At 60.4% G+C, this 22,143-nt stretch carries 23 protein-coding genes and 1 pseudogene; 14 read left to right on the top strand and 10 right to left on the bottom strand.

All coding sequences use genetic code 11. From position 1 onward, the window contains the following. Positions 1-87: 87 nt before the first annotated feature. The 4 genes from ACLH0H_RS17035 to ACLH0H_RS17020 all read left to right on the top strand — a co-directional run bounded on the left by ACLH0H_RS17035 (position 88) and on the right by ACLH0H_RS17020 (position 3,034). Positions 88-810, top strand: a complete 723-nt coding sequence (locus ACLH0H_RS17035) for a TorF family putative porin (protein ID WP_411378889.1) — start codon at positions 88-90, stop codon at positions 808-810. Positions 811-879: 69 nt separating this feature from the next. Then, positions 880-1,746, top strand: coding sequence for a DUF6279 family lipoprotein (locus ACLH0H_RS17030; RefSeq protein ID WP_411378888.1), 867 nt, complete (start codon positions 880-882; stop codon positions 1,744-1,746). A 152-nt stretch (positions 1,747-1,898) separates the two neighbouring features. Further along, positions 1,899-2,201 (top strand): transposase, encoded by a 303-nt coding sequence (locus ACLH0H_RS17025; RefSeq protein WP_014717988.1) that lies wholly within the window; start codon positions 1,899-1,901, stop codon positions 2,199-2,201. After that, a complete protein-coding gene (locus ACLH0H_RS17020) occupies positions 2,198-3,034 on the top strand; it encodes an IS3 family transposase (protein WP_411378539.1) in 837 nt (278 codons plus the stop codon). Before ACLH0H_RS17025 ends, ACLH0H_RS17020 begins: the two co-directional genes overlap by 4 nt. 71 nt (positions 3,035-3,105) lie before the next feature. On the opposite strand, the gene ACLH0H_RS17015 is transcribed toward ACLH0H_RS17020, so the two are convergent. Beyond that, positions 3,106-3,495 (bottom strand): transcriptional regulator, encoded by a 390-nt coding sequence (locus ACLH0H_RS17015; protein ID WP_411378887.1) that lies wholly within the window; start codon positions 3,493-3,495, stop codon positions 3,106-3,108. Between the two features lie 153 nt (positions 3,496-3,648). On the opposite strand from ACLH0H_RS17015, the gene ACLH0H_RS17010 reads away from it, so the two are divergent. Next, on the top strand, positions 3,649-3,924 hold the full coding sequence (locus ACLH0H_RS17010) for a hypothetical protein (protein WP_411378886.1): 276 nt from the start codon (positions 3,649-3,651) through the stop codon (positions 3,922-3,924). A gap of 105 nt (positions 3,925-4,029) precedes the next feature. Here the strand turns inward: ACLH0H_RS17010 and ACLH0H_RS17005 are convergent, their stop codons facing one another. Continuing rightward, positions 4,030-5,373 (bottom strand): DEAD/DEAH box helicase, encoded by a 1,344-nt coding sequence (locus ACLH0H_RS17005; RefSeq protein WP_411378885.1) that lies wholly within the window; start codon positions 5,371-5,373, stop codon positions 4,030-4,032. A gap of 194 nt (positions 5,374-5,567) precedes the next feature. Here ACLH0H_RS17005 and ACLH0H_RS17000 point away from each other — a divergent pair, with 194 nt between their 5' ends. After that, the gene (locus ACLH0H_RS17000) at positions 5,568-6,866 is read left to right on the top strand and encodes a mechanosensitive ion channel family protein (RefSeq protein WP_411378884.1); all 1,299 of its coding nucleotides are present in this window, start codon (positions 5,568-5,570) and stop codon (positions 6,864-6,866) included. Between the two features lie 6 nt (positions 6,867-6,872). On the opposite strand, the gene ACLH0H_RS16995 is transcribed toward ACLH0H_RS17000, so the two are convergent. Next, positions 6,873-7,442: a TetR/AcrR family transcriptional regulator gene (locus ACLH0H_RS16995; RefSeq protein ID WP_411378883.1), complete on the bottom strand. Its 570-nt coding sequence runs from the start codon at positions 7,440-7,442 to the stop codon at positions 6,873-6,875. Positions 7,443-7,611: 169 nt separating this feature from the next. Here ACLH0H_RS16995 and ACLH0H_RS16990 point away from each other — a divergent pair, with 169 nt between their 5' ends. Beyond that, the gene (locus ACLH0H_RS16990) at positions 7,612-8,400 is read left to right on the top strand and encodes an SDR family NAD(P)-dependent oxidoreductase (protein WP_411378882.1); all 789 of its coding nucleotides are present in this window, start codon (positions 7,612-7,614) and stop codon (positions 8,398-8,400) included. A gap of 86 nt (positions 8,401-8,486) precedes the next feature. Further along, a complete protein-coding gene (locus ACLH0H_RS16985; protein WP_411378881.1) occupies positions 8,487-9,485 on the top strand; it encodes an NADP-dependent oxidoreductase in 999 nt (332 codons plus the stop codon). Positions 9,486-9,494: 9 nt separating this feature from the next. Here ACLH0H_RS16985 and ACLH0H_RS16980 read toward each other — a convergent pair whose 3' ends face one another. The 3 genes from ACLH0H_RS16980 to ACLH0H_RS16970 all read right to left on the bottom strand — a co-directional run bounded on the left by ACLH0H_RS16980 (position 9,495) and on the right by ACLH0H_RS16970 (position 11,641). Next, on the bottom strand, positions 9,495-10,373 hold the full coding sequence (locus ACLH0H_RS16980; protein WP_411378880.1) for a carboxylate/amino acid/amine transporter: 879 nt from the start codon (positions 10,371-10,373) through the stop codon (positions 9,495-9,497). 212 nt (positions 10,374-10,585) lie between these two features. Beyond that, on the bottom strand, positions 10,586-11,188 hold the full coding sequence (locus ACLH0H_RS16975) for an FMN-dependent NADH-azoreductase (RefSeq protein ID WP_411378879.1): 603 nt from the start codon (positions 11,186-11,188) through the stop codon (positions 10,586-10,588). 138 nt (positions 11,189-11,326) lie between these two features. Then, positions 11,327-11,641, bottom strand: a complete 315-nt coding sequence (locus ACLH0H_RS16970) for a 3-phosphoglycerate kinase (RefSeq protein WP_411378878.1) — start codon at positions 11,639-11,641, stop codon at positions 11,327-11,329. A gap of 49 nt (positions 11,642-11,690) precedes the next feature. Between ACLH0H_RS16970 and ACLH0H_RS16965 the strand changes: the two genes are divergently transcribed. The 5 genes and pseudogenes from ACLH0H_RS16965 to aqpZ all read left to right on the top strand — a co-directional run bounded on the left by ACLH0H_RS16965 (position 11,691) and on the right by aqpZ (position 16,692). Beyond that, positions 11,691-12,614 carry a LysR family transcriptional regulator gene (locus ACLH0H_RS16965; RefSeq protein WP_076952900.1) on the top strand — a complete coding sequence of 308 codons (924 nt, stop codon included), beginning with the start codon at positions 11,691-11,693 and terminating at the stop codon, positions 12,612-12,614. Between the two features lie 7 nt (positions 12,615-12,621). Further along, a pseudogene (locus ACLH0H_RS16960) lies at positions 12,622-12,843 on the top strand (alpha/beta fold hydrolase); the annotation flags it as partial. 3 nt (positions 12,844-12,846) lie between these two features. Continuing rightward, complete coding sequence (locus ACLH0H_RS16955) at positions 12,847-13,410, top strand: peptidylprolyl isomerase (RefSeq protein WP_076952899.1); 564 nt, start codon at positions 12,847-12,849, stop codon at positions 13,408-13,410. 81 nt (positions 13,411-13,491) lie between these two features. Then, positions 13,492-15,324 carry an ABC transporter ATP-binding protein gene (locus ACLH0H_RS16950; RefSeq protein WP_411378877.1) on the top strand — a complete coding sequence of 611 codons (1,833 nt, stop codon included), beginning with the start codon at positions 13,492-13,494 and terminating at the stop codon, positions 15,322-15,324. Between the two features lie 666 nt (positions 15,325-15,990). Next, entirely contained in the window at positions 15,991-16,692 is a 702-nt protein-coding gene (gene aqpZ / locus ACLH0H_RS16945) for an aquaporin Z (protein WP_411378876.1), read from the top strand. Positions 16,693-16,869: 177 nt separating this feature from the next. On the opposite strand, the gene ACLH0H_RS16940 is transcribed toward aqpZ, so the two are convergent. Further along, positions 16,870-17,994: a GNAT family N-acetyltransferase gene (locus ACLH0H_RS16940; protein ID WP_411378875.1), complete on the bottom strand. Its 1,125-nt coding sequence runs from the start codon at positions 17,992-17,994 to the stop codon at positions 16,870-16,872. A 284-nt stretch (positions 17,995-18,278) separates the two neighbouring features. Here ACLH0H_RS16940 and ACLH0H_RS16935 point away from each other — a divergent pair, with 284 nt between their 5' ends. Then, on the top strand, positions 18,279-19,631 hold the full coding sequence (locus ACLH0H_RS16935) for a putative porin (protein WP_411378874.1): 1,353 nt from the start codon (positions 18,279-18,281) through the stop codon (positions 19,629-19,631). Between the two features lie 101 nt (positions 19,632-19,732). Here the strand turns inward: ACLH0H_RS16935 and ACLH0H_RS16930 are convergent, their stop codons facing one another. The 3 genes from ACLH0H_RS16930 to ACLH0H_RS16920 all read right to left on the bottom strand — a co-directional run bounded on the left by ACLH0H_RS16930 (position 19,733) and on the right by ACLH0H_RS16920 (position 21,845). Beyond that, positions 19,733-19,966, bottom strand: coding sequence for an anti-sigma factor family protein (locus tag ACLH0H_RS16930; protein WP_411378873.1), 234 nt, complete (start codon positions 19,964-19,966; stop codon positions 19,733-19,735). Continuing rightward, on the bottom strand, positions 19,960-20,574 hold the full coding sequence (locus ACLH0H_RS16925) for an RNA polymerase sigma factor (protein ID WP_411378872.1): 615 nt from the start codon (positions 20,572-20,574) through the stop codon (positions 19,960-19,962). Before ACLH0H_RS16925 ends, ACLH0H_RS16930 begins: the two co-directional genes overlap by 7 nt. A 149-nt stretch (positions 20,575-20,723) precedes the next feature. Continuing rightward, positions 20,724-21,845, bottom strand: coding sequence for a beta-ketoacyl-ACP synthase III (locus ACLH0H_RS16920; RefSeq protein ID WP_411378871.1), 1,122 nt, complete (start codon positions 21,843-21,845; stop codon positions 20,724-20,726). Positions 21,846-22,143: the final 298 nt, after the last annotated feature.

Here is a 22,143-nt window from a genome sequence, read left to right as displayed (position 1 = left end):
GCAATCGTCGGTATGCTTGCACACGTCTAGCACGGGCATCTGCCCGATTTTATCCGTCCCTGCTCCTCGCTTTTCATGGAGTGAAGCATGCTCAAATCCTGCGTTTTCCTGGTCAGCGTCCTCGCCGCCTGTCCCATCGCCCATGCGCAGATCTTCCAGCGCGAATTGGGCGACTTCGACCTGAAACTGGGCACCACCCCCAGCCGCAGCATGGCCCAGGGGCTGGTCAAGCCGACCGCCCCCGGCAGCGACGCGTTCCATGGCGGGCTGGACCTGAGCCACGAGAGCGGCCTGTACTTCGGCCAGTTTTCACCGAACATGGGCCTGTCGCCGGCCAGCACACTCGAGGTCGATTCCTATATGGGCTTCAAACAGCCCTTCGACCAGACCCTGGGCTACGAAGTGGGTTTGATCCACTACAGCTATCCCAAGCTCAGCCCCCTCGACAGCCAGGCGTTCTACGGCGGCCTGAACCTGCTGGGCAATCGCTTCGGCGTCTCCTTCAGCCATGATCCGGACCGGCAGGACAGCACGCTGTTCGCCGACCTTGGCGGCACGCAGCCCTTCGGGATTGGCGTGAGCATGAAGTACACCACCCACCAGCTAGGCACCCCGACATCGGTGGACGGCGGCGCCATCAGCAGCTTCAGCGATTGGTCGGTGCAGCTCTCCCGCGCTTGGAAAGGTGTCGACCTGGACTTGATCTACAGCGATTCCAGCCTCAGTGGCGGCGATTGCTCTGCCTACTCCGGACACAATTCGCAATGCGACGGCCTATTGACCTTGAAGGCCGTACGATCGTTTTATTGACAGGCTGAACTGTCGCCCTCGTCGCGGGTTCACATGCGTTAACTCTACTTACTGCGCAAGGACCGGCCCATGCTACGTCGGCTCAAACTTCTGGTGCTGCTGCTGAGCCTTAGCCTGGTGTTCGCCGGCTGCAGTCGCGTGGGCCTGGCCTACCGCAACCTGGACGTGATTATCCCCTGGACCCTCAACGACTACTTGGACATGAACGCCGGGCAGAAGAGCTGGTTCAACGACAAACTCAAGGAACACCTGGCCTGGCATTGCACCACGCAATTGCCGGGTTACCTGGATTGGCTGGACCGCCTGCAGCAGATGGTCGACAGCAACCAGGTGACCGATGCAGCGTTGCAAGCCCGAACCTTCGAAGCCAAGCAAGCCATCGCCGAAGTCGCCCGTGAGGTCACTCCGTCGGCCATCGAACTGCTGCAGGGCCTGGATGACCAGCAGGTAAAAGAGATGAATGACGCCCTGGCCAAGGATTTGCGCAAGCGCCAGGACGAATTCCTCAAGCCGCCCCTTGAGCAGCAGATCAAGGAGCGCGCCGAGCGTATGAACAAGCGCCTGGATGCCTGGATCGGCCCGTTGAGCAACAGCCAGCAGAATCGCGTGGCGGCATGGTCCATCGCATTGGGGGATCAGAATAAGGAATGGATCGGTAACCGCGCGAACTGGCAGGCGCAATTTATCCAAGCCGTGCAGCAACGCCGCAACGCAGACTTCCCGCAGAAAATACAGCAATTGCTGGTGGAGCGAGAAAGCCTGTGGACGCCTGAATATCGCGCGGCTTATGGGCGCACAGAGGCGGCGGCGCGCAGTCTGATCGTCGATTTGATGGCTGAAAGCACTGCACAGCAGCGCCTTAAGCTCATGCAAAAAATCGACGGCGTACGCAGCGACTTCAAGGCGCTCAAATGCCTCAAGGCCGCGACGAGTTAAACCTGTGGGGCGGGCTTGCTCGCGAAAGCGGTGGTTCAGCTTGCACATGTGTTGGCTGTCACACCGTATTCGCGAGCAAGCTGAACTGGCCTAATGATTTTGGACACTTCATTCGGGCGCTATGATAGCGCCCAAATTTGAGGTGTTTGGATATGCGTAAATCTTATTCGAGTGAGTTCAAGCTCAAGGCCGCCAGCATGGTGTTGGATGAAGGTCAGCCAGTTACCGAAGTCTGTGCCAGCCTGGATATCGGCCCCACAGCGCTGCGTCGCTGGGTCGATCAAGTGCAAAAAGAACGCTTGGGCTCGACTCCCGTAGGGGCCAAGGCGATTACCGCTGATCAACGAGAAATCCAGAGGCTCAAAGCTCTGCTCAGAGAGAAAGACCTGGATATCGAAATCCTAAAAAAGGCCAGTGCTCTCCTGCTTTTGGACGCCAAAGATCATTCACGTTGATCGATGAGCTGGACGAGCAGTACGGCGTTAAAAGGTGTTGCCGGGCGTTCGGGGTCAACCGCAGTAGTTTCTACGCTTGGCGCCAGCGCCAGGGCAGAGCAAATCCTGAACGGGACAAGCTCAAGGCCGCGCTGGTCAGGCACCACAAGGCGTCCAGAGAGTCGGCCGGCGCACGTACATTGTCCAAGGAGCTACAAGCCAAAGGGCATCGTATCGGACGTTATATGGCTCGCAGTTTGATGCGCGAAGCTGGCATCGCTAGTCGTCAGCGCAGGCGCCATAAGTACAAGTCGCCGGGCGCGGAGGCCTTGGTGGCGCCACACGTGCTCAAGCGGAAATTTGATGTGACGGCGGTTAATCAGGTGTGGTGTGGCGACGTGACTTACATCAAGGTCGGCAAGCGGTGGATGTACTTCGCCGCCGTTCTGGATTTGTACGCTCGCAGGATCGTAGGCTGGTCGTTCTCGATGATTTCTGATGCCAACCTGACCTGCGAAGCGCTACGCATGGCGGTTGAGCTACGCGGCCATCCCCAGAATGTGTTGTTTCATTCTGACCAAGGTTGTCAGTACACCAGTCATAAGTTTCGAAACGAGCTGCTCAAACAGGGTTTTAGGCAAAGCATGAGCCGTAAAGGCGAGTGCTGGGATAACGCCCCGATGGAGCGTTTCTTTGGCAGTTTGAAATCAGAGTGGGTGCCTGAAACGGGCTACAAACTGGAACATGAGGCCCGAGCAGACGTGCAGCGCTATGTCTCTCGCTACAACATCAGCAGGCCTCACAGCTACAACGACTACCGGTCGCCGGTCATGAAGGAAAGGTTGGCGGCGTGAACCGTAATCAGTGTCCAAGATTACTTGACCAGTTCAAGCCCGCTCCCACATTGGTTCAGTGCAGCGTCCGTTCAGGCAATTTGGGCCTTGGAGGCCACTTCAGCAAACGTCGCCGGCTCCAGTGCATCCGCTTGCTCATCCAAAACCTGGCGCGGATGGTCATTGCCGGGAATGGAGCTGTCGATCAACGCCAGCAGCTGTGCGCCCAACGCCGTCAAAATAAAATTCTCGCCATTGCCGCCCTCTTCCTCGGGGCGCGACTCAATGAAACCGCGCTTGAACAGCATCGCCTCGTAATCTGCCGCAGTCTTTTTCAGCGCGTCCAGATTGCCGGTGGACTCGCCCGCTGTCGCCTTTTCGGCCGCTTCCTGCTCGGCGTATTTACGCGGCGCGAAGCTACCTTCGCCGTTCTGCACTTCATGCAGCAGACGTTCGATCAGATCCCAGTTGTAAGTCGTCATCCTGATTCCTCCTGCAGGCCCACGAAAAAGTAGCCCGTCAGGACTGTGACACGCCCCCTTAGTGGCCGTTCAGCCTGATCGACGGGAGTTGGTTCGCTGAACTTTCCAGACGTTCGCCCCCTCAACCGAATACAACCGCCAAGGAGGTACCCGATGAAAACCCTGAGAAACCTGGCCGTCGCGGCCGCACTCATGAGTGCACTGCCCGCCTGGGCCTGTACGCCAGAAGAAGCGACCGCCAAGCGCGAGCAACTGGCCCAAGAAGTCACCAAACTGACCGAGCAGAACCCTACCAAGGCCAAGGAGATGAACCACGAGCTGCAGAAGATGGACCTGGATACGGAAAGCGCCGAGTTCCCTGATAAATGCCAGTTGATCGATGCGCGGCTCAAGGAACTCAAAGAAGCAGCGGTCAAGGCCAAAAACTGAGTGCAGGAACGGGACGCAGAGCGTCCCGGGATGCATTCCCACGCGGAGCGTGGGAACGATCAAACCGGACAATCGTCCGGTTTTTTCATATCAAACCAACCAACCTTATTCCGCAGCCGGCACTTCCGGTTTGCGGCGCTTGAGCGGCGCCATGCCGTCCTTGCTGACAAGGGACAGGTTGTCGGTCTTCGGCCGGTTGGCAATCTTGCGCTTGGTCGGCGACTTGCCGACTTTCTTCTTCTCGCCCTTGGCGTCGACTTTTTTCTTCTTCACGCCAACGGCCTTGCCCGACGCCTTGACCTTCTTCGGCCCGGTGTAGGTGCCTTTGACTTCCTTGATGGTGCGACGCTCGAACGACTGCTTGAGATAGCGCTCGATGCTCGACATCAGGTTCCAGTCGCCGTGGCAGATCAGCGAGATGGCCAGGCCATCATTGCCGGCACGCCCGGTACGGCCGATACGGTGCACGTATTCGTCGCCGCTGCGCGGCATGTCGAAGTTGATCACCATGTCCAGGCCATCGACATCCAGGCCGCGCGCGGCAACGTCGGTGGCAACCAGGATCTTCACGCCGCCGGCCTTGAGGCGGTCGATGGCCAGCTTGCGGTCCTTCTGGTCCTTCTCACCGTGCAGCACGAACGCCTTGTATTCCTGGGCGACCAGGCGACCGTAGATGCGGTCGGCCGCAGCGCGGGTGTTGGTGAACACGATGGCTTTCTGATAGGTCTCGTTGGCCAGCAGCCAGTTGAGAATCTGCTCTTTGTGCACGTTATGGTCAGCGGTAACGATCTGCTGGCGCGTGGTCGCGTTCAGGTCGCTGACGTTGTTGACCTGCAAGTGCTCAGGGTTGTTCAGGATCTTGGCGACCATGTCGCGCAGGGTCGAACCTCCGGTGGTGGCGGAGAACAGCATGGTCTGCTGGCGGTTGACGCATTCAGCGACCAGGCGCTGCACGTCGTCGGCAAAGCCCATGTCGAGCATGCGATCGGCTTCGTCCAGCACCAGCACTTCGACTTCCTTGAGGTCGAGGTTGCCGGCGTTGAGTTGCTCGATCATGCGACCTGGCGTGCCGATCAGGATGTCCGGCACCTTGCGCAGCATGGCGGCCTGCACCTTGAAATCTTCACCGCCGGTGATCAGGCCGGACTTGATGAAGGTGTACTGCGAGAAGCGCTCCACTTCCTTCAGCGTCTGTTGGGCCAGCTCGCGGGTCGGCAGCAGGATCAGGGTCTTGATGCTGACGCGGACTTTGGCCGGGCCGATCAGGCGATGCAGGATCGGCAGGACGAAAGCGGCGGTCTTGCCGCTACCGGTTTGAGCCGTCACCCGCAGGTCACGCCCTTCGAGCGCGAGCGGGATGGCCGCTGCCTGCACAGGCGTAGGCTCGACAAATTTAAGCTCGGCCACGGCTTTGAGCAGGCGTTCGTGCAGGGCGAATTGGGAAAACACGGGTGCTACCTCGAAGAAATACAAAAAAACAGCTGCATAGGGTACCGGTTTCGCGCGTCCAAACCGAGTTTCTTTACGCGAACGGTTGTATTGAGCGGCTTTTTTGTCAGGACATTTGTCCACGACGTCAACATTGTTGCACTTAAATGCTCTAATCGCCCCCCTGTAGTCCCACAGAAGAACCGGTTTCACCCATGGATATCAAACAGCTCTGGCTCAACCTCCAGGACCTCTGGGGCGCCCTCGACGAACACCCGCTGCTGCATGCCAGCCTCGGCTTGCTGGTATTGCTGGTCGTGGCCCTGCTGCTCGGCCGCGTGGCGCGCTACCTCACCCTCCACGCCATCAAACTGCTCGGCCGGCAACCGGCGCTGCATTGGCTCAACGATCTGCGGCACAACAAAGTCTTCCATCGCCTGGCGCAAATGACGCCCTCCCTGGTCATCCAGTTCGGCCTGTACCTGGTGCCGGACCTGAGCAAGACCGCGATCTTGTTCATCGGCAACGTCGCCTTGGCACTGACGATCCTGTTCCTGGTGCTGGCCATGAGCGCCCTGCTCAGTGCCCTGCTGGACATCTACGCGCGCACCGAACATGCACGCACCCGCTCGATCAAAGGCTACGTGCAGTTGGCGAAGATGGTGTTGTTCGTGTTTGGCGCGATCATCATTGTCGCCACCCTGATCGATCGTTCGCCGCTGTTGCTGCTGTCGGGCCTGGGTGCGATGTCGGCGGTGATCCTGCTGGTGTACAAGGACACCCTGCTGTCATTCGTCGCCAGCGTGCAACTGACCAGCAATGACATGCTGCGGGTCGGCGACTGGATCGAAATGCCCCAGGTCGGCGCCGACGGCGATGTGGTGGATATCACCTTGCACACGGTCAAGGTGCAGAACTTCGACAAGACCATCGTCTCCATCCCCACCTGGCGCCTGATGTCCGAGTCGTTCAAGAACTGGCGCGGCATGCAGCAGTCCGGCGGGCGCCGCATCAAGCGCAGCCTGTTTATCGACGCCAGCGGCGTGCGCTTCCTGCATGACGGTGAGGAGTTGCGCATGACCCAGGTGCATCTGCTCACCGACTACATCGGGCGCAAGCAGGCCGAACTCAAGGCCTGGAACGAAGCCCAGGGCCACAGTGCGCAGTTATCGGCCAACCGCCGCCGCATGACCAACCTCGGCACCTTCCGCGCCTACGCACTGGCCTACCTGAAAAGCCACCCGGACATCCAGCCGAACATGACGTGCATGGTGCGCCAGATGCAAACCACCGCCCAGGGCGTGCCGCTGGAAATCTACTGCTTCACCCGCACCACGGTCTGGGCCGATTACGAGCGGATCCAGGGCGATATCTTTGATTACCTGCTGGCGGTACTGCCGGAGTTTGGCTTGAGCCTGTACCAGCAGCCCAGCGGCAACGATTTGCGCGCGGGAATGATGCCGGCGGTCATGGGAGCCAGCCATTTGCCTGCCCCTCAGAACAGCCTGGCGTAATCGCTTCTACTGCGCCAATGAAGCGGTCATTTCAGTGCGGCATGCCTCGAGGATTTCGTCCGCGAGGGGAGAGTCATCCGGGCATGCCCGCGACAACATGACCGCGCCGATTGCATGGGCCAGCATGTCGATCATCTTTGCGCGCGCAACGTCCCTGGGCGCCTGTTCATCGGCCAGGTACTTTTGCTGGAGCTTGGCCAGCGTGCGCTCTATCCCCTCGGCAAAGGTCGCCTTGAACTCGCCCGATTGACGCGCGGCGTCCCCGCACAGCGCTGCCAGAGTGCACCCTTCGCTCCTGCCGTCACGGTGGTCCCGCGACACGTAAAGATTGATGAATTGCCGCAAGTCCAGGCTTTCAGTGCTGGTCACCGACTGCGAAAGACTGGTGGCCGCCGCTTCCGCCATCAAATCGGCCTTGGAGCCAAAATGCTTATAGAAGCCGCCCTGGGTAAAACCGGCCGCGGCCATAAGCTCCGCCACACCCACGCCATCGTATCCGCGCTCACGAAACAGCTCTGAAGCCGTCTCCACGATATGCGCTCGATTGGCCAGTGACTGTGCCTTGGTGATTTTCATGTGTTCGCCTCTGCATCGCTAAGCAATGCCCGCATCTTACTACGATGTCGACCGTAATCAAAAGTATTGACAGTTTTGATTACGAACAACATCATAAATGCGCTGTCGCGAATTCCCGCGATCAAGGCGCCTATCCCCTGTCGATTTTCCAAGCAGAGAATTCCCCCCCATGAACACCACCGATACCGTTCTGATCACCGGCGCCTCCACTGGCATCGGAGCCACCTATGCCGAGCGTTTCGCACAACGCGGGCACGACCTTGTACTGGTGGCCCGCGACAAGACTCGCCTGGACGCCCTCGCCGCAACATTGCGCGAAAAATACAAGGTCGCTGTGGATGTCCTGCAAGCTGACCTGACCCAGATCGATGACCTGAAGACCGTCGAGGCTCGCCTGCGTGATGACGCACGCATCACCCTCCTGGTCAACAATGCCGGCGCCGCCCAGTCGGGCAGCTTCATCGAACAGTCCACCGACAGTGTGGCAAACCTCATCGCCTTGAACACCACGGCATTGGTGCGGCTGGCCAGTGCCATCGCTCCGCGCCTGGCACAGGCAGGCAAGGGTGCGATCATCAACATCGGCTCGGTCGTCGGCCTGGCTCCCGAGTTCGGGATGACCGTGTACGGCGCAACCAAGGCATTCGTGCTGTTTCTGTCACAAGGCATGAGCCTGGAACTCTCGCCCAAAGGGGTGTATGTGCAAGCCGTTCTCCCGGCAGCCACGCGCACGGAGATCTGGGACCGGGCGGGTATCGACGTCAACACCCTCAGTGAAATCATGGAAGTCGACGACCTGGTCGACGCCGCACTGCTCGGGTTTGATCGCCGTGAGCCGGTGACCATTCCCCCGCTGCATGACGCCGCCCGTTGGGATGCCTTGCAGGCGGCGCGCCAGGGCCTGCTGGCGCAGATCCGGCAGTCCGAGGTTGCCGAGCGTTATCACGCCAACGCCTGATCAACGCAGCCCTCGACGCTGTTACAGGTTTGTCGCGGTAACAGCGTCGCCTTCAGGCGCCCTCAGAACCCTAAGAGCACATCATCATGAAAGCCTTTTTTATCGAACGCTACGGCAAGGACAAGGGACGTATCGGCGAGGTGCCCGCGCCTGAAGTGGGGCTCCACGATGTGCTGGTCCAAGTGCATGCGGCAAGCGTCAACGTCCTGGATTTAAAAATTCGCAAGGGCGAATTCAAACTGATCCTGCCGTATTCATTCCCACTGGTCCTCGGTAATGACCTGGCCGGCGTCGTGGAGCGTGTGGGGCCCGCTGTACGGTGCTTCAAGCCGGGCGACGCCGTTTATGGTCGCCCGCCCGAGCAGCGCATCGGCAGCTTTGCGGAGTTGATCGCGGTGCACGAAGATGCCCTCGCGTTGAAACCCGCCTCTATCGGCATGGAACAAGCGGCCGCCCTGCCCTTGGTCGCTCTGACAGCCTGGCAGGTGCTGGTGCAAACCGCCCAACTGAAAAAAGGCCAGAAAGTCTTTATCCATGCCGGTTCCGGCGGCGTCGGCAGCGTTGCCATCCAGCTCGCCAAGCACCTGGGTGCGTTCGTTGCGACCACCACCAGCACAGACAATGTGGAATGGGTCAAGGCGCTGGGCGCCGACTTGGTGATCGACTACAAACAGCAGGATTTCGAGCGTGTGTTGCAGGGCTACGACGTCGTGCTGAACAGCCTCGGCGCCGATGCCTTGCACAAGTCCCTAGGCATTTTGAAACCGGGCGGCCGACTCATCTCGATCTCGGGACCGCCGACACCCGCATTCGCCCAAGAGCAAAAGTTGTCCTGGGTCCTGGGGCTGGTGATGCGGATGTTAAGCCGCCGGGTCCGCGCCGAGGCACGCAAACGGGGCGTCGACTATGGGTTCGTGTTCATGGGCGCCAGTGGTGCGCAATTGGAGAACATCACCGCGCTTGTGGAGTCGGGGATTATCCGGCCGGTGCTCGACCGGACCTTCCCTTTCGAGTCAACCGCCGAGGCCTTGAGCTACGTTGAACAAGGCCGATCCAAGGGCAAGGTGGTGATTACGCTGAGGTAAGCATGAGCGTCAGCGCGATCGGTGTGACCGCACTGGCGCCGCGCGCAGGCCCAGGCGGCTGATCCACACCGCGCCCAGAATCACCAACCCACCCAGCGCCAGGCGCCCCAGCGGTTCGTGCTGGTTCCAGATCAGCAGGTTCAGCAGCAGGCCCACCGGCACATGCAAGTTGTTCATCACCGCCAGGGTGCCGCCATTGACCAGGCAGGCGCCCTTGTTCCACCAGTACAAACCCAGCGCAGTGCTGACCAACCCGAGGAACACCAGCACGCCCCATTGCAGCGGCGCTTCGGGCAGGAAGTCGGACTTGCCGAACAACAGGAACGCCGGCAGCACCACCAGCAAAGCACCCAGGTAGAAGTAGCCGAAGCGTCGATAGTGCGGCAAATCGCTCGGGTAACGCGCCACCAGATGCTTGTACATCACCTGCCCGGCGGCGTAGGTGAAGTTGGCCAGTTGCAGTAGTAGAAATCCCATCAGGAAGTGCGGGGTGATCTGGTCGAAACGAATCACCGCCGCGCCCGCTACCGCGACCAGCGCGGCGATCAATGCCCAGGGGTTGAAGCGCCGGTTGAGGGCATCTTCGATCAGGGTCACATGCAGCGGCGTGAGGATGGTGAACAGCAGCACCTCCGGCACCGTGAGCACGCGAAAGCTCAAGTAGAGGCACACATACGTCACGCCGAACTGCAACGCGCCGATCACCAGCATGCCGCGCATGAAGGCCGGCTCCACCGAGCGCCAGCGGGTCAGCGGGATGAACACCAGCCCGGCCAGCACGACGCGCACCAGCACCGCGAAATAGCTGTCGACGTGACCGGCGAGGTATTCGCCGATCAAGCTGAAGGAAAATGCCTGTATCAGGGTGACAACCAGTAAATAGCCCATGTTCGCCTCGTTTCGTATGGGCGCGACATTAAAGGTTTTCGCCGGTTGAAGAAACTCGGAGCAAAAAAAACCCGACCTCGCTGAAGCGGCAGTCGGGCAGGAGCACTCAGGAGCAGAAAGTGCAAAGGGAGGTTCGATACGCGTACTTGAAGGGTTGGCGTGGAGCGATAAAAACACCCCGCGGTTATGTGACGATTAAACGACCCGCCGGCTCAGGCGACGAGTTGAACCAGCAAGGCCTTGGCGTGGTTGATGCCTTTTTCCTGGAAATCTCCGCTCAGGTTCACCCCTTCGGCGTGAATGAAGGTGACATCGTGAATGCCGATAAAAGCCATGACCTGGCGCAGGTAAGGTTCCTGGTGATCGGAGCTGGCGCCGGTATGGATGCCGCCGCGAGCGGTGAGCACAATGGCGCGCTTGCCGGTCAGCAAGCCCTGAGGGCCGGTGGCGGTGTATTTGAAGGTCACACCGGCCCGCAACACATGGTCCAGCCAGGCCTTGAGCGTACTGGGGATGGCGAAGTTGTACATCGGTGCAGCCATTACCAATACGTCGGCGGCCAGCAGTTCGTTGGTCAATTCGTCAGAGCGGTCCAGGGAGGCCTGTTCACGCTCGTTGCGTTGCTCCGCCGGCTTCATCCAGCCGCCGAGCAGGTCGGCGTCCAAATGCGGGACCGGGTTGAGCGCCACGTCACGCACGGTGATCCGGTCCGCCGGGTGGGCGGCCTGCCACTGGCTGATGAACTGCCGGGTCAGCTGGCGCGAGATTGAATCCTGCTGGCGGGCGCTGCTTTCGATGATCAGAACATTGGACATGGCTTTGTAGGCTCCATCTGAAATTGCTGTAAGTCGATGGAGTGAAGATTAAACAGAGCCAATTCGATTAAAAAGCGCAAAAAACTGCTATAACCCATCTATAAATTTGTTTATATACCCGCGTGTTCCGCCATCGGCTTATTTCGGCGCGCAGGCCAGGGCGATACGCATCTTGATAATGGCGCGGTTGAACTTGGCGGTGGTGTTGGTGCTTTTACCCGCCGGCACCGTGACCGTCCTGCGGCGCGGCGCCTCCGGGCCGTTGGTGAAGATTACTGAGCAGACGGCGTCCCGGGCGCCGTAGTTATTGAGCTGGATCGAGCTGATATCGCCATCCACATCGGAGGCGGTGTAGTCGATGCTCACGCCGTCAATTTTTTTCGTCACGTCGATGGGGTAGGCAAACGCGCTCATCGGCAGCAGCGCCAGCAATACACAACAGAATTTTCTCATTCGACAGTCTCCAATAAGGACCGTCAGCTTAGGACAAGAGGAACCCATCTTGAAAGCGCCCCGCGTTACCCTCGATCAATGGCGCACGCTGCAAGCCGTGGTCGACCATGGCGGCTTCGCCCAGGCGGCCGAAGCGTTGCACCGTTCGCAGTCCTCGGTGAGCTATACCGTGGCCCGCATGCAGGACCAGCTCGGCGTGCCACTGCTGCGCATCGATGGGCGCAAGGCGGTGCTCACCGACGCCGGGGAAGTGCTGTTGCGCCGTTCCCGGCAACTGGTGAAAAACGCCAGCCAACTGGAAGACCTTGCCCATCATATGGAACAGGGCTGGGAAGCCGAAGTACGCCTGGTGGTGGACGCCGCCTACCCCAATGCGCGCCTGGTACGCGCCCTGACCGCCTTCATGCCGCAGAGCCGCGGCTGCCGGGTGCGCCTGCGTGAAGAAGTGCTATCCGGCGTCGAAGAGCTGTTGATCGAAGGCGTGGCGGACCTGGCGATCTGCGGCTTCAGCATCCCCGGCTACCTGGGCACTGAAATGAGCGATGTGGAATTCGTCGCCGTGGCCCATCCCGAACACGCCCTGCACCGCATGAATCGCGAGCTGAGCTTCCAGGACCTGGAAAGCCAGATGCAAGTGGTGATCCGCGACTCCGGCCGCCAGCAACCGCGTGATGTGGGTTGGCTAGGCGCCGAACAGCGCTGGACCGTCGGCAGCCTGGCCACCGCCGCATCCTTCGTGGGCAGCGGCCTGGGCTTTGCCTGGTTGCCCCGGCACATGATCGAACGCGAACTCGCCGAAGGCGTGCTCAAGCAGCTACCCTTGGAACAGGGCGGCAGCCGCCACCCCACGTTCTACCTGTATTCGAACAAGGACAAACCCTTGGGGCCGGCGACGCAGATCCTCGTGGAACTGCTGCGCACCTTTGACACCGCCCCGCTGGATGCGCCTTTCGCCGCGCCCCGGCAAGCTTGAAATGGTGGGCGTGCAGGAACGACTTTGGCGGATGACCTGTCCAACCTTGGTCATCGGCGCCGACCACGACTACCCCCGTGGCGCACAAGGAAAACTATGTAAAACTGCTGCCCGATGCGCGACTGGTGGTGATCAAAAATTCCCGCCACGCCCTTGGACCAACCCGAGGTCTTTAACGCTTCCCTGCTCGACCCTAAAGACCGTCGACTCCACTACCCAGGACCACTGACCCATGCTGAAAAAAATCGCCTTCTTTGCCGGTTCCGTACTGTTCGCCGCCAACCTGATGGCCGCCGAGCCCGCCAAGGCGCCTCACGTATTGATCTCCACCACCAATGGCGACATCGAAATCGAACTGGACCCGGTCAAGGCGCCGATCAGTACCAAGAATTTCCTGGCCTATGTCGACAAGGGCTTCTACACCAACACGATTTTTCACCGCGTGATTCCAGGCTTCATGGTCCAGGGTGGCGGGTTCACCCAGCAGATGTCGCAAAAGCCGACCGAAGCACCGATCAAGAACGAAGCCAGCAACGGCCTGCATAACGTGCGCGGCACCTTGTCCATGGCGCGCACCAACGACCCGAACTCGGCCACCAGCCAGTTCTTTATCAACGTGGCTGACAATGCCTTCCTCGACCCGGGCCGCGATGCCGGTTACGCGGTATTCGCCAAGGTGGTCAAGGGCATGGATGTGGTGGATGTGATCGTCAACTCGCAGACCACCACCAAGCAAGGCATGCAGAACGTGCCAATCGATCCTGTGTACATCAAGTCGGCCAAGCGCATCGACTGAGGTGACAGGTAGTCTCGCGCGCGGCCCACAAGGCTGCGCGCGCATTTGAAAGGAGAGCCCGCCAGTCGGGCGTCAAACCTGATGCTCTATCGCCGTTTTGAACACCTGATCGATATTTTCCGCGACGCCCCCGGCGAAGCCCCGCCCGATAAAGTCCTGCCCTTCTACCTCTACTACCTGCGCCAGGTGTGGCCGTGTTTTGCCGCGTTGCTGGTGGTGGGCCTGGTCGGTGCGCTGATCGAAGTCGCGCTGTTCAGCTACCTGAGCCGCATCATCGACCTGGCCCAGGGCACGCCGCCGGCAAATTTCTTCCAGGCGCACAGCGCCGAGCTGATCTGGATGGCCGTGGTCGCCTTGCTGCTGCGCCCGATTTTCAACGGCCTGCATGACTTGCTGGTGCACCAGACCATCAACCCCGGCATGACCAGCCTGATCCGCTGGCAGAACCACAGCTATGTGCTCAAGCAGAGCCTGAATTTCTTCCAGAATGACTTCGCCGGGCGCATCGCCCAACGCATCATGCAAACCGGCAACTCATTGCGTGATTCCGCGGTGGCAACGGCTGAGGCGATCTGGCACGTGTCGATCTATGCCATCACCTCGCTGGTGTTGTTTGCCGAGGCCGACTGGCGACTGATGATTCCGTTGATCACCTGGATCGTCTGCTACTGCCTGGCCTTGCGTTACTTCGTGCCGCGGGTCAAGGAGCGTTCGGTGATCTCCTCCGAAGCGCGCTCCAAGCTCATGGGGCGCATCGTCGACGGCTACACCAACATCACCACCTTGAAGCTGTTTGCCCATACCCAGAGCGAGCAGGAATACGCCAAGGAAGCGATTGTCGAGCAAACCGAAAAAACCCAACTGGCGGCGCGCGTGCTCACCAGCATGGATGCGGTCATCACCGTCCTGAACGGCCTGCTGATCGTCACCACCACTGGCCTGGCCCTGTGGCTGTGGACGCAGTCGCTGATCTCCGTAGGCGCCATTGCCCTGGCCACCGGCCTGGTGATTCGCATCGTCAACATGTCCGGCTGGATCATGTGGGTGGTCAACGGTATTTTCGAGAACATCGGCATCGTGCAGGACGGCCTCAAGACCATCGCCCAGCCGCTGGCGGTGGTCGACCGCGCCAACGCCCCGCGCCTGACGGTGCCCCATGGCGAAGTGCGTTTTGAGCAGGTGGATTTCCACTACGGCAAGCAGAGCGGGATCATTGGCGGCCTGAACCTCGAGATCAAGGCTGGGGAAAAGATCGGGCTGATCGGCCCGTCCGGCGCGGGCAAGTCGACCCTGGTCAACCTGCTGCTGCGCCTCTACGACCTGCAGGGTGGACGCATTCTGATCGACGGCCAGGACATCGCCGAAGTCGCCCAGGAAAGCCTGCGCGAGCAGATCGGCATGATCACCCAGGACACGTCGCTGCTGCACCGTTCGATCCGCGACAACCTGCTGTACGGCAAGCCCGACGCCACGGACGAACAACTCATGGCCGCCGTGCACAAGGCCCGCGCCGATGAATTCATCCCCCTGCTGTCGGATGCCGAAGGCCGCACCGGGTTGGACGCACATGTCGGTGAGCGCGGGGTGAAACTCTCCGGGGGCCAGCGCCAACGTATCGCCATCGCCCGTGTGCTGCTCAAGGACGCGCCGATTCTGATCATGGACGAAGCCACGTCGGCGTTGGATTCGGAAGTGGAAGCGGCGATTCAGGAAAGCCTGGAAACCCTGATGCAGGGCAAGACGGTGATTGCGATTGCGCACCGACTGTCGACCATCGCGCGCATGGACCGCCTGGTGGTGCTGGAGAAAGGCCGGATTGCCGAGAGCGGCAGCCATGCCGAGTTGCTGGCCCACGGCGGGTTGTATGCGCGATTGTGGCAGCATCAGACCGGAGGCTTCGTCGGCATCGACTGACATTTTACGGGCGTGCAGACATTCAACTGTGGGAGCTGTCGAGCCCCGGCGAGGCTGCGAAGGCGGCGGTATTGCTGGCATTTTATTCGCCTGACCCACCGCTTTCGCAGCCTCGCTAAAGCTCGGGAGCTCCCACAGGGGATCGGCTGTCTCGGCTGAATCTCGGTTATGCCTGCGAACACAATCTGTGCAGCAACGCAGCCAACTGTGGGAGCTGTCGAGCCCCGGCGAGGCTGCGAAGGCGGCGGCACTGCTGGCATTTTATTCGCCAGACCCACCGCTTTCGCAGCCTCGCCGGGGCTCGACAGCTCCCACAGGGGACCTGCTTTGTCGGCTGGATCTCGTTGTGCCTGCGAACGCATCTCTGCAGCAGCGCAGCTCAACTGTGGCTGGGTTGCTCGCGTGAATGCGGTGGATCAGTCGAAATATCAGGTGACTTACACTCCGCATTCGCGAGCAAGCCCGCTCCCACACTTGACCGCTTCAATCAGCATAATTTGCATCAAGCCCCCCGCGCCAAAGACCCCTGGCATCTCTGGTGCCCCTGGATTTGTACCAAAAGCCTGCTGTAATTCAGTGCAGTGCCCAGACGGGCGCTGAAGTAAATCTGCAGGGAGCATCACTGATTTACTGATTCGGTAGAGCGATCTATCAAGGACGTGTGGCATGTCTTTGTTCAAGCGTTCAGTCACAGAGGGGTTAGGAACGTTTTGGCTGGTGTTGGGCGGGTGCGGGAGTGCGGTATTGGCCGCAGCGTTTCCCGCGGTCGGGATCGGGTTGCTGGGTGTGTCGCTGGCGTTCGGGCTCACGGTGCTGACCATGGCCTTCGCCATCGGGCATATCAGCGGTTGTCACCTCAACCCGGCGGTGTCGGTGGGGCTGGTCGTGGGCGGAAGGTTTCCGGCCAGGGAGTTACCGGCCTATGTCGTGGCGCAGGTCATCGGCGGCACATTCGCCGCTGCGTTGTTGTATTTCATTGCCAGCGGCAAACCGGGGTTCGAACTGGCCTCGGGCCTGGCGTCCAACGGTTATGGGCTGCATTCGCCCGGCGGTTATTCGATGGCGGCGGGGTTTGTCAGTGAACTGGTGATGACCGCGATGTTTGTAGTGATCATCCTCGGCGCCACCGACCACCGTGCCCCGCCGGGCCTCGCGCCCATCGCCATCGGCCTGGCGCTGACCCTCATCCACCTGATCTCCATTCCCGTGACCAACACCTCGGTCAACCCGGCGCGCAGTACCGGCCCGGCACTGATCGTCGGCGGGTGGGCGATCCAGCAGTTGTGGATGTTCTGGCTCGCGCCAATCCTCGGCGCGGTAATCGGCGGGTTCAGCTATCGATGGCTGGGCAAGGAAGCGCCGACCTGAGGCAACATGTTGTCCTTTGTAGTGAGCGGGCTTGTCCCGCGCTGGGCTGCGTAGCAGCCCCAAAACCTGGCACTGCGGTTTGTCTGAAAGAATGCAGCGCCTTGCTTAGGGCCGCTTCGCAGCCCAACGCGGGGCAAGCCCGCTCACTACAATCGTTCACTAGGCATAGCATTCACCTCACACTTGCCGATACGGCAGGGCTGCCCTCGCCTCTTCGGCATACGCCACAATCCCCACCCGCTCACGCTCGAGGAAATCCTCCACGGCGCTCTTCAAACCCGGATGGCGCAGGTAGTGCCAGGAGCGCGTTATCACCGGTTCAAAACCGCGTATCAACTTGTGCTCGCCCTGGGCCCCCGCGTCGAAGCGTTGCACGCCGTGGGCGATGGCGTAGTCCATGCCCTGGTAGAAGCAGGTTTCGAAATGCAGGCGGTCGAATTCCGCCAGGCAGCCCCAGTAGCGGCCATAGAAACTGTCGCCGCCGATCAGGCTGAACGCCATGGCCACCGGGCGGGTACCTTGCTTGGCCAGCACCACGCGAATCGCTTCGGGCATGCGCTCGGCCAGCAGGCTGAAAAAGGCGCGGGTCAGGTAAGGCGCCTGGCGGCGCACTGCATAGGTGTTGGCGTAGCAGGCGTAGACAAAATCCCACTGCGCTTCACTCAGTTCATGGCCTTGCAACCACTCGAACTCGATGCCCTGCCCGGCGACTTGCTCGCGCTCCTTGCGCATCTGTTTGCGCTTGCGTGAACTCAAGGCATCGAGGAAGTCCTGGAAGTCGCGATAGCCCCGGTTCTGCCAGTGAAACTGACAGCCGAGACGCTGCAACCAGCCCGGTTGTTGCGCCAGCGCATCATCGGCCAGGCCATCGGTGAAGTTGATATGGGCACTGGAGAGCCCTTCTATTTCCAAATAACCCGGCAAGCTTTTGAGCAGCTCGAAACCGTCTTCAGCACTGGCTGCCAACAAGCGCGGGCCGGTGACCGGGCTGAACGGCACGGCCGTCAGCAACTTGGGGTAGTAATCGATGCCGGCCCGCTCACAGGCGTCGGCCCAGCCGTGATCGAACACGTACTCCCCGTAGGAATGCCACTTGCGATAACCGGGCAGCGCCGCCACCAGCCGATCGCCCTCCCAGTGCAACAAATGCTCCGGCTGCCAGCCCGACTGCGGACCCAGGCTGGCGCTGTCTTCCAGCGCGCTCAGGAAGGCATGCCGCACGAACGGCTGGCCCTGCGGCACCAGCGCATCCCAGGCTTGCGGGGCGATCTCGGACAGGCTGTCCAGGCGTTGCAACGGCATTGGCATCCTCACTGGTTCAGGGGCGTGAAAGCTTCGCGAGTATCGCTGATCGCCGGGCTTCGCACACCCCCGTTTCGCGCGACAAGGCTCTGGTTCGATAGTTCCAGCCAAGCCAAATTGTCATGTAGATGACATCACTTAGCCACTGCTGCGTCATAAACCATCGCGATACTGACGCCTGTTTTTAGAGCGCCTGGTTCTAGCAGGTGGTTATTTTTTCCGTCCGTCATCGGTCGGTTGTGTTCTGGATGGTTTGCCATCCCTCCTCACTTTCGGAGATTGATATGCGTCTTGCTTCCACTAAAACTGCGGCGGTCCTGTGCGGCGGCCTGTTACTGGCCCTGAGCGTTCCGGCCAGCGCCGCAGTCGACGCTAAATTGCTCGACATGCTCAAGGCCAACGGCCAGATCACCGCGGCGCAGTACACTGAACTGCAAAGCGAGTTGGCTAAGGACCAGAAAGAACAGCAGATCGCACGGCAAGCTCAACAAGAGACCAACGAACAGATCGCGGCCACCGCGAAGAAGACCAACGAGCTGAGCAGCTTCGACCAGAAGCTGGCCTGGGCCGCCAAGACCCAGATCAAGGGTGATGTGCGCTTTCGTCATGAGACCATCAAGATCGACGGTACCCCCAACAATGGCGGCAAAGACAAGGACCGTGAGCGTATTCGTGCCCGTCTGGGCGCGTTTACCGAAATCAACTCGCAAGTCGACACCGGCATCCGCGTCGCCACCGGCAGCAGCGACGATGCTCGTTCCACCAACCAGGACTTGGACGGCTACTTCAACAAGAAGTCGATCTGGCTGGACCTGGGCTACATCGACTACCACCCGACCCAAATCAAGAACCTGCACGTGATCGGCGGCAAGATGTTGCAGCCTTGGGTCAGCATGGCCGACGTGATCTGGGACAGCGATATCAACCCGGAAGGTCTGGCCCTGACCTACAAATACCCGCTGGGCAGCAGCGCCGAGCTGTTCGGCAGCCTGGGTAACTACAGCCTCAAGGACAACGTCAACGGCGACGGCGTACAGTTTCGCAACGACCTGCGCATGACGGCTGGCCAGCTGGGCTCGCGCTTCTCGCTGACCGACAACCTGAAACTGACCCTGGGCGGCAGCGTCTACGCGTTCCAGAACGACGAAGACAGCCGTTGCCCGACCGCCACCGGTACCACGCCAGGCTGCCTGACCCCAAGCGAAACCGTCGCCAATACCACCGCCGGCAATGCCAGCGAATACCGCCTGTATGAAGGTTTCAGCCAAGTCGACATCGGCGGCCTGGCCGTACCGTTGTCGTTCTACGGCCAGTACGTGCAAAACACCAAAGCCACCGATAAAGATAAGGACACTGCCTGGTTGCTCGGTGCCAAATCCAAGGTGTTCGGCTTGAACCTGGACTACAACTACCGCGACGTACAGCGCTACGCAGTGGTGGGCGCCTTCACGGACTCGGACTTCGCCGGCGGCTTCACCGGTGCACGTGGTCACAAGTTCAAGGTCGGTTACGACATCGACAAGAACTTCGCCATCGGCGCCACCTACTTCCTGACCAAGGCCGACTACGCCAGCGCCACCGGCTATCGCGATGCCAACGCCAACACACTTCAGCTGGATGCAGAAGCCAAGTTCTGACCCCACTGTAGGAGCGGGCTTGCTCGCGAAGAACGCACACGCAACGCGTTGAATCAGGCAACTCGCGTTATCGTTGACGTTTTTCGCGAGCAAGCTCGCTCCTACAGGTCCTTGAGCCGTTCCTCGGCCAAGCGTTGCGCCAAGGCATCCACGCCCTCCACCGGCTCCTGCGGCATGAGCTTGAGCGTCGCCTGCATCAGGCGCATCTGACGGATAAACCGTCGGCAGTTCGGGCAGAACATCAAGTGATGACGCACCAGCAGACGCTCGCGAAAGGTCAATTGCCCATCGAGATAGTCACTGGAACGTGCCACTTGTTCTTTACAGGTCAACATTCGCCCGTTTCCTCAAAATGCTCCACCATGGCGAAGACTTTAAGCCGTGCCCGATGCAATAACACCCGCACATTGGACAGCGAGAGCGTCAGCAGATTACAAATCTCTTCCAGCTCCAGGCCCTGGCGTTCGCGCAGCACCAGCACGCTGCTCTGTAACTGCGACAAACTCAGCAACGTATGCTCCAGGCACTCGCGTAGTTCATCCTCGGTCAGCAAGGCTTCCGGGGTGTCCTGGTGCCAGGCGTAAGGGGCGACAGCCCAGTGGCCATCGTCGGGTGCGAAACGGTCGTCGCCAATGGTGCCGTGGGGTGAGGGCAGGTCGTCGAGCAACACTTCGCGACGATTCTGCTTGTAGCGCCCCTTGGCGGCGTTGGCGGTGATGGTCAACAGCCACGTCTTGAGGCTGGAACGCCCTTCGAACCTGGCCAGGTTGCGCACCACCGAAAGCCACGCATCCTGCACGACTTCATCGGCGTGGCGCTGGCCGACAATGGCATAGGCCACCGCACGCATGGCGCTCTGGTATTGGGTGACCAATTCCTTATAGGCCCGTTGCTCGCCCTTGAGCAGCCGTTCAAGCAGGTGCGTGTCGTCCGCTGCTGCCATTGTTTACCTCATGCGAGTTAACTGTGGGAGCGGGCTTGCTCGCGAATGCGGTAGTTCAGCCAACATCTGCGGCGACTGACACTCCGCTTTCGCGAGCAAGTCGAATCGTCGCACCGCCGCTCCCACATTTGACCGTGCTCTGCCTGGGGTCAGCGTTTACGCAGGATCACGCTGCCGATCGAATAGCCCGCGCCAAACGAGCTGAGCACCGCCACGCTCCCCTTGGGCAAATCGTCCTGGTAGGTATGAAACGCAATCACCGAACCCGCCGAACTGGTATTGGCGTAGGTATCGAGGATCACCGGAGCTTCTTCCACGCTGGCTTCGCGGCCCAACAGCTTCTTCACGATCAGGTGGTTCATGCTCAGGTTGGCCTGGTGCAGCCAGAAGCGCTTCACATCGGTCACGTCCAGCTGGTTTTCCTGCAAATGCGCGCCAATCAGTTCGGCGACCATCGGGCAGACGTCACGGAACACCTTGCGGCCTTCCTGCACGAACAACTTGTCGGGCGCCCCCATGCCTTCTTCCGCCGCGCGGTTAAGGAAGCCGAAGTTGTTACGGATATTGTTGGAAAATTTGGTCAGCAGCTTGGTGCTCACCACGTCGAACTGATGCTCGGAGGTCGCCAGGTCGGCGCGCTCCAGGACCACCGCGGTGGCCGCGTCGCCAAAGATGAAATGGCTGTCGCGATCGCGGAAGTTCAAGTGTCCGGTGCAGACCTCCGGGTTGACCATCAGGATCGCCCGCGCCTGGCCCAGCTGGATGCTGTTGGCGGCGTTCTGGATGCCGAAGGTAGCCGAGGAACAGGCCACGTTCATGTCAAAACCGAAACCCTCGATGCCCAGGGCTTCCTGGACTTCAATGGCGATGGCCGGGTAGGCGCGCTGCAGGTTGGAACAGGCGACGATCACGCCGTCGATGTCGGCGGCGGTCTTGCCGGCGCGTTGCAACGCTTGTTCGGCGGCGCCGACGGCCATCTGGCAGAGCACCGACCACTCGTCGTTGCTGCGCTCCGGCAGGCGTGGGGCCATGCGCCGGGGGTCAAGAATGCCATCCTTGTCCATCACGAAGCGGCTCTTGATGCCCGAGGCTTTCTCGATGAAGGCTGCACTGGATTCGGTCAGCGCCTGCACCTCACCGCGCTCGATGGCGGCCGCGTTGTCACTGTTGAACTGTTGCACGTAAGCATTGAAAGACTGCACCAGCTCTTCGTTGGAAATGCTGTTGGCCGGGGTGTACAGGCCAGTGCCGCTGATGACGACGTTATGCACGGTCGTTCCTCTAAATCTGTCAGGCAGAAGATATTGGTACCGTCGTACCAAACTTTATGTAGTCCGATTCCGCACCGCGGGCATCAAACCGGCTTCGCTTTATTCCATCACGTCGCAGCCCTTCACGACGATCATGGCATTTATAGCGACGAAGTTTGCCACAAAGCCTGGGATTTGGCGCTATATCCCCCATAAACACCCGTTTCCAGGGTGGCGCTGATCTAAATGTGGGAGCGGGCTTGCTCGCGAATGCGGTGTGTCAGCCATGCATCTTGCGACTGACACACCGCATTCGCGA

The sequence above is a fragment of the Pseudomonas sp. MPB26 genome, assembly GCF_046605355.1.
Classification (GTDB): Bacteria; Pseudomonadota; Gammaproteobacteria; order Pseudomonadales; family Pseudomonadaceae; genus Aquipseudomonas; species Aquipseudomonas cedrina.
Note: the sequence above shows the minus strand (reverse complement) of the source record. Positions and strands in the feature narration are given on the sequence as shown.